This window comes from Mycobacterium sp. ENV421 (genome assembly GCF_002887815.1).
In the GTDB taxonomy this organism is placed as follows: Bacteria; Actinomycetota; Actinomycetes; order Mycobacteriales; family Mycobacteriaceae; genus Mycobacterium.
Window position 1 is genome coordinate 1 of sequence record NZ_PDHO01000074.1, and the last position, 6,743, is coordinate 6,743.

The following is a 6,743-nucleotide window of genomic DNA, read 5'->3' on the forward strand; positions in this document are numbered from 1 at the left end:
GTGAAGCGGAACCTACGCCCGTGCTCCCCATTTACACCGGATCCCGGACACGACCTGGTTCCGCGGTCGACCGCGCGCAACGCGAAGAAGCCGAAACAAGAACCCAGGTCGATCAGGTGATCCCCCACCAACAGCGTCAGCGCATGGTCGTGGACCGGACTAAACGACGCAGAACCGTCGGCCAGCCGGTCCAGCGCTTTCCGGTAAAACGTCAGCCACGAAGGGAGCGCGCCGTCAACCGTCGAGCGCACGATTCCGGTGAATACCTGCTCAAACTCGTGCCGCCCTCGCAGCGCCCAGCCAGGCGCGTCGAGTTCGTCAGCCAGCAGTATCGCCAACTCATCACATAGCTCGTCAGGTTCCAGATCGTGGAGGACGATCAACTCGCCGTCGTGGCGCCGCGCACAGAACCGGCTGGTGCACAGGGAGTTTGGGTCACACCGTTCGCGATGCCGATGAGCCCGCCGTCCTACGCGCACACCACAACCGCACCACGAACCGCCAGGAGCCGGCCCGAACGGATCGAACGGCTGCGTCATGCCGTGGTCCACTGTTCCCTCACCACACCGGGCACGTTAGCGCCCGAGCGCCGTCCTTTACATTGCCCTGACGGGTGGGATATCCGACCACATGGACAGGCTTGGCCCATCCATTTGGAGGGTGCCGTTGGTGCACTCAGTGCCATACCGTCATGGCACGCAACACTGATCGATCGAATGCCCAGGAGGCAGCCATGCGAGAAAGCGCCGACGACACCCAGAACAACGTCACAGCCGAGGAACTGGTGAGAGAAACCCTTGTCGAGGAAGTGTCCATCGACGGGATGTGCGGCGTCTACTAACCATGTTCGACGTCGACCAGCGGTGGCAGCTGCACCCGCAAGCAGCGTTGCGCCCAGAGCCGTTCGGGGCTCTGCTGTATCACTTTGGCACCAGGAAGTTGTCCTTTCTTAAGAGCATTGCCTTGGTCGAGGTCGTACGTTCCTTGCCAGATCATCCGAGCGCGCGCGCCGCCATGCTCGCCGCAGGAGGCGAGAATTTCGACGCTTTCGCCAAAGCGCTTGAAACCCTTGCTGAGTCACAAATGTTGGAGCAGGTGCCATGACGGCTGCCCTTCCTAATCGGCTCATTGACCAGTTTGAGTTCGGACTTGACGCCCCCATATGTCTGACGTGGGAGCTGACCTACGGGTGCAACTTGTCGTGCGTGCACTGCCTGTCATCGTCGGGAAGACGTGACCCGCGTGAACTGAGCACCGAACAATGCAAAGCCGTTATCGATGAACTCGAACGGATGCAGGTTTTCTACGTCAACATCGGCGGGGGTGAACCGACGGTGCGGAGCGACTTCTGGGAGCTGGTCGACTACGCGACGGATCACCGCGTCGGGGTGAAGTTCTCCACAAACGGTGTGCGAATAACACCCGAGGTGGCAACGAAACTCGCTTCCTCTGACTACGTGGATGTGCAGATCTCCCTCGATGGCGCAACTGCCGAAGTCAACGACGCCGTCCGCGGTGCTGGGTCGTTCGCAATGGCTGTGCGCGCGTTGGACAACCTTTCGGCCGCAGGTTTTTCCGACGCCAAGATTTCGGTGGCGATGACTCGCCACAATATCGATCAGCTCGACGAATTCAAGGCGCTGGCAGACCGCTACCGTGCCACTTTGCGCCTCATGCGGCTACGGCCTTCAGGGCGCGGCGCCGACGTCTGGGACGAGCTGCATCCTACCTCGCAGCAACAACGCGCCCTCTATGACTGGCTGGTGGCCCGCGGCGACGAAGTCCTCACTGGCGACTCGTTTTTCCATCTATCGGCATTCGGCGAAGCACTTCCTGGCCTTAACCTGTGCGGAGCTGGCCGGGTGGTATGCCTGATCGACCCGATCGGCGACGTCTACGCCTGCCCGTTTGCCATCCACGAGCAGTTTCTGGCAGGCAACGTATTGCACGACGGTGGCTTCGCCGCGGTGTGGCGCACCTCGGACCTCTTTCGCGATCTGCGGACTCCGACAACGGGTGGAGCGTGCGCGAAATGCGCGCACTTCGACAGCTGTCGCGGTGGGTGTATGGCAGCGAAGTTCTTCACCGGTTTGCCGCTAGACGGCCCCGATCCGGAGTGCGTGCAGGGCTACGGCCAATCCGGTCTGGCCGGCGAGCGCGTGATACCCAAGCCCGCTGTCGACCACTCCCGCCCGGTTCCCCTGACTCTGATCCCCCACCCGCCGAAACGGGCTTGCGATGCCAACCCGCTTGCCGGTTGCACCTGAGAGGTATTCCGCGTGGCAAAGACTGACTGGTTTGAAACCGTAGCGGAGGCGCAACGCCGGGCGGCTAAACGCCTGCCCAAGAGCGTGTACAGCGCCTTAGTCGCGGGCTCCGAGCGGGGCACCACCATCGAGGACAACCTCGGGGCCTTCGCCGAGCTGGGATTCGCCCCTCATGTGGCTGGATTGTCGGGCAAGCGCGATCTGGCCACCACCATCATGGGGCAGCCGATCTCGCTGCCTGTGTTCATCTCGCCGACCGGTGTGCAAGCAGTGCATCCAGACGGTGAAGTGGCGGTTGCGCGCGCTGCAGCCGCCCGCGGCACGGCGATGAGCCTGAGCTCCTTCGCCAGCAAGGCGATCGAAGAGATTACGGCCGCCAACCCCCGCACGTTTTTCCAGATGTATTGGACCGGAGGCCGCGACAAGATGGTGGCCCGGATGGAGCGAGCCCGCGCTGCCGGGGCGGTCGGGCTGATCATGACCTCGGACTGGTCGTTTTCGAGCGGACGGGACTGGGGCAGCCCGAAAATCCCGGAGAAGATGGACCTCAAGGCGATGCTGCGCCTCGCTCCCGAAGGCCTCAGGCGTCCCAAGTGGTTACTGGACTTCGCCAGGACCGGCCAAGTTCCCGACCTGACTGCGCCGAACCTGGCTGAGCGCGATGCGCCGGCGCCCACCTTCTTCGGTGCTTACGGCGAGTGGATGCAGACCCCTCTGCCGACCTGGGATGACGTGGCGTGGCTGCGCGAGCAGTGGAACGGGCCGTTCATGCTCAAAGGTGTGATGCGCGTGGATGATGCCAAACGCGCAGTAGACGCGGGTGTCTCAGCGATCTCTGTGTCCAACCACGGCGGAAACAACCTCGACGGTACGCCGGCGTCAGTGCGAGCCTTGCCTGCGATTGCCCACGCGGTCGGCACCCAGGTCGAAATCGCTTTGGACGGCGGAATCCGCCGCGGCAGCGACGTGGTCAAGGCGATCGCACTGGGTGCGCGCGCGGTCATGATCGGCCGGGCGTACCTCTGGGGACTGGCCGCCGCGGGACAAGTCGGCGTCGAGAACGTGATCGACATCCTCAGCGGCGGAATCGATTCAGCGGTGCTCGGGCTCGGTCACTCCTCAGTGCACGACCTGAGCCCCGCTGACCTGATCATTCCACCGAATTTCCGCCGAGATCTGGGGACGTGATAGACCTGCTCCGGGCCCGCCTCCACCCTCGGGGCCCATGCCTCTGTCGGGGAGCCCTGCAGTCGACCAGGATCCCGACAGTTGCGTTCGAGTAGATACCCGCCGACGCGGCGTCGGGGCGGCCGCAGCGCGCGTGACCGCCAGTTCGCTGTCGGCATGGCTGTCTGTGCCACATGGACCCACGATCACTTTGCGTTGCAGAGCCTGGGCTAGTATGGCGTGTTCCCGCTGATTGAGTCCAACCAGTTCTAGAGTCCTGTAGCCCGGTATCGGGCGAGAAGGGACGATGAACGTATGGCTGGTCGGAAGCGGCATTCCGCGGAGGACATCGTGCGCGAACTGCGCCGTACGGATGAGCTGACCGCGGAGGGCAAGACCGGCGAGGATATCGCCGCCGAACTCGGCGTTTCGGCCGCGACGTTGTACAACTGGCGCCGCGCCTACGGCGGTATGGACACCGATGCCGCCAAGGAGCTCAAGGAGCTGCGCGAGCAGAACGCCCGACTCAAGCGATTGCTGGCTGAGGCTGAGCTGGTCAAAGACGCGTTGCGGGAGGTCGCCAAGGGAGAATTCTGAGCCCAGCTGCCAAGCGTCGCGCCGTTGACATGCTCAAGGACACCTTGGGTATGTCGGAACGGTTGGCGTGCAAGGCCGTTGGGCTGGCCCGATCCACCCACCGCCGTCTGCCACTGGCGCAGACCCCCGCCGATCCGGACACCGAGATCAGGGCCTGGCTGCGTGCCTACGCGACGAAGCATCCGTGTCATGGCTTCCGGCGTGCCGGGGCGGCGTTGCGGTACGACGAGCGCCGTGAGGTCAACAAGAAGAAGATCCACCGCCTGTGGCGTGAAGAGGGCCTGCAGGTGCGGATCCGCAGTCCGCGCAAGCGGGCCGAAGCCTCATCCATCCCGCCGATTGAGGCCGACGCCCCGAATGTGGTGTGGGCGATTGACTTCCAGTTTGACTCCACCATCGATGGTAAGGTCATCAAGATCGCCTCGATGCTCGACGAGCACACCCGGTGTTCGATGCTGAACATCGTGGAGCGGTCGATTACTGCCGAGCGGCTCGTCGAGGAGCTGAAGAAGGTGTTCGCCGTCGCGGGTGGCCCGCCCAAGGTGCTGCGGATGGATAACGGACCTGAGTTCATTTCTCAAGCACTGCAACAGTTTTGCGATGGACGGTTCGGCCTGTCGTATATCCCGCCGGGGACGCCGTGGAACAACGGGCACATCGAATCATTCAACAATCGGCTTCAGAAGGAGTGTCTCAACCGCAACCACTGGAACACCCTGATCGAGGCCCGCGTGGTCATCGGCGACTTCAAGGAGGACCACAACACCCGACACCGACACTCAGCCCTGGGCTACCGGACGCCGGCCGAGTACGCTGCCGTCTGCAGGTGCACCCACACCCCGGTGGCCTGCGAGATCAACTGAATCTGGATCAAACCCAATGCCGTTAACTTTGCCGGTGGGCGAGTCGGATTTCAGGTGGTCCTCGGTGGTTGATGTTGTTGTGGTTGAGGGTTTTTCGAGGGAATTTGTGTCGGCCGGCCCGTTTGGTGGCGCGCGGGTAGGTGCGGTGGCGTCGGACCGGGTTGGGACGCTCGAGGATTTCAGCGATAGCGTGGCCGATGCTGGTGACCAGTCGATCAGGGGGAAAAACCCGCCTGCCCGGTGACGTGGCGGCGGACGATGCGCAGGGTGCGGATGAACGACAGGCGCAGCGGGTCGAACCCTTCGGGATCGGCGGCCTCGTACATCAGGGCACGGATTGCGTAATGGGTCAGCAGGAGCGCCCAGATTTCCGGCTCTTCATGATCGAGGGTGTAGTTGAGGTCTGAATCCGCCGGTTTCCAGTAGTGATCTGGCGATGTAGTTGGTGAGGTTGCGAAAGCCCAGGGCCGATCCGCGGAGGTGTTCGAGGCGGCCGTTGATCGCTTCGGTGGGCCCGTTGCTTGTGCCGGGCCGGTCGAAGTAGGCCAGCACGTCGGCGGCGCGTTTCTTCAGTGTCCGTCCCAGGGTGATCAACTCCTGCAGGGGCTTGGGAACGCCGGTGCTGAGCGTGGTGATCAGCGCCGCCATCATCGTGGCGCCCTTCTTGCGGTCGGGGTGCCGGTAGGCGGCGACGGTGCGCTGATACATCGTCCAGGTGGCTTCGACCTCGGTGTGGGCGTCGACAGCGAATATGGCCGCCAGCCTGGCTTTCTGCTTGTCGGTGAGCAGATCGGCACCGGTCTGCAAGGTTCGCCGCGCGCTGTAGAGGGGGTCGGTCTTGCGGCCGCGGTGCCCGCAGGTGGCCAGCTGGACCCGGCGCCGGCACTCGTCGAGGGCGTTGCCGGCCAGCCGGACCACATGGAAGGGATCCATCACCGTCACCGCATCAGGCAGCTCTTCGGTGCTGGCGGTCTTGAACCCGGAAAATCCGTCCATGGCAACGACTTCCACACCTTCACACCACCGCTTCGGCCGGTTGGCCAACCACTGTTGGAAGGCCTGTTTGGAGCGTCCTTCGATCATGTCGAGCAACCGGGCCGGGCCGGTCTTGTCGCGGACCGGGGTGAGGTCGATGATCACGGTGACGTACTTGTCGCCGCGGCGGGTGTGGCGCCAGACGTGTTCATCGACGCCGATCACCCTCACCCCGTCGAACCGGGCGGGATCGGCGATGAGCAACCGTTGACCTTCGGCCAGGACCGCATTGTTGGCAGTGTTCCACGACACCGCAAGACCTTCGGCGACCCGGGCCACGCTCAGGTGTTGACACACAAGGGCTTCCAAAGCCCACTGCAACGCACGCCGCGACAGCTTGGCCCGCGGCTCAGCGGCCTTGGTGGTGTCTTGACGCCACACGTGACGACAGCCGTTGCAGCGGTAACGACGCACGGTGACCAGCAAGGTCGTGGGCCGCCAGCCGAACGGTTCATGGGCAAGTTGACGGGTGACGCTGTCACGCGGGACACCCTGCTCGCCGCAGCGACGGCACCACGAGTCGTCATCGATGATCCGGCACGCCAACACCGCCCGGTCAGGTCGCAGGCGTTGTCCGGTCACCTCCAGCCCGAGCTCATCGAGGCGGCAGAACGTGGTCAGGTCAGGACAAGCGAAGGTAGCGTCAGGCACGTCGAGGTCTTCCGGATGAGGCGTGTAGGAACCTTCATCTTCGGGAGACCTCGACCCCTATCCCGACAGCGACGCGCCAACCATCCCTACACCCTCAACTGCGAAGAGCCAGATTTCCTGGCGGACCATCTCCGGGCTATGTGAGCGGAGCACCCGGTAGCTG

The 6,743-nt window shown here is 63.7% G+C and carries 7 protein-coding genes and 1 pseudogene; 6 read left to right on the forward strand and 2 right to left on the reverse strand.

Going from position 1 to position 6,743, the window contains the following annotated elements; genetic code table 11:
- The 6 genes from CRM90_RS31185 to CRM90_RS29165 all read left to right on the forward strand — a co-directional run.
- The coding region (locus tag CRM90_RS31185) for a hypothetical protein (RefSeq protein WP_233209582.1) at window positions 1–350 on the forward strand (350 nt) is incomplete at its 5' end.
- 383 nt (window positions 351–733) lie between these two features.
- Window positions 734–841 carry a mycofactocin precursor MftA gene (gene mftA, locus CRM90_RS29145; RefSeq protein WP_102810338.1) on the forward strand — a complete coding sequence of 36 codons (108 nt, stop codon included), beginning with the start codon at window positions 734–736 and terminating at the stop codon, window positions 839–841.
- 2 nt (window positions 842–843) lie between these two features.
- Window positions 844–1,104, forward strand: coding sequence for a mycofactocin biosynthesis chaperone MftB (gene mftB / locus CRM90_RS29150; protein ID WP_102810339.1), 261 nt, complete (start codon window positions 844–846; stop codon window positions 1,102–1,104).
- A complete protein-coding gene (gene mftC / locus CRM90_RS29155) occupies window positions 1,101–2,267 on the forward strand; it encodes a mycofactocin radical SAM maturase (RefSeq protein WP_102810340.1) in 1,167 nt (388 codons plus the stop codon). Before mftB ends, mftC begins: the two co-directional genes overlap by 4 nt.
- Before the next feature lie 12 nt (window positions 2,268–2,279).
- Window positions 2,280–3,455, forward strand: a complete 1,176-nt coding sequence (gene mftD, locus CRM90_RS29160; RefSeq protein WP_102810341.1) for a pre-mycofactocin synthase MftD — start codon at window positions 2,280–2,282, stop codon at window positions 3,453–3,455.
- A 294-nt stretch (window positions 3,456–3,749) separates the two neighbouring features.
- Window positions 3,750–4,894, forward strand: a protein-coding gene (locus CRM90_RS29165) for an IS3 family transposase (protein ID WP_102810342.1) whose coding sequence is annotated in 2 segments (ribosomal slippage) — window positions 3,750–4,017 and window positions 4,017–4,894 — 1,146 coding nt in all. Because the reading frame shifts where the segments join, the coding sequence is not laid out codon by codon here.
- Window positions 4,895–5,109: 215 nt separating this feature from the next.
- Here the strand turns inward: CRM90_RS29165 and CRM90_RS29170 are convergent.
- Both CRM90_RS29170 and CRM90_RS29175 read right to left on the reverse strand, forming a co-directional pair.
- Window positions 5,110–5,273: pseudogene (locus CRM90_RS29170) on the reverse strand (IS4 family transposase); the annotation flags it as partial.
- On the reverse strand, window positions 5,273–6,580 hold the full coding sequence (locus CRM90_RS29175; protein WP_102810343.1) for an ISL3 family transposase: 1,308 nt from the start codon (window positions 6,578–6,580) through the stop codon (window positions 5,273–5,275). The pseudogene CRM90_RS29170 and the gene CRM90_RS29175, both read right to left, overlap by 1 nt.
- Between the last annotated feature and the right edge of the window lie 163 nt (window positions 6,581–6,743).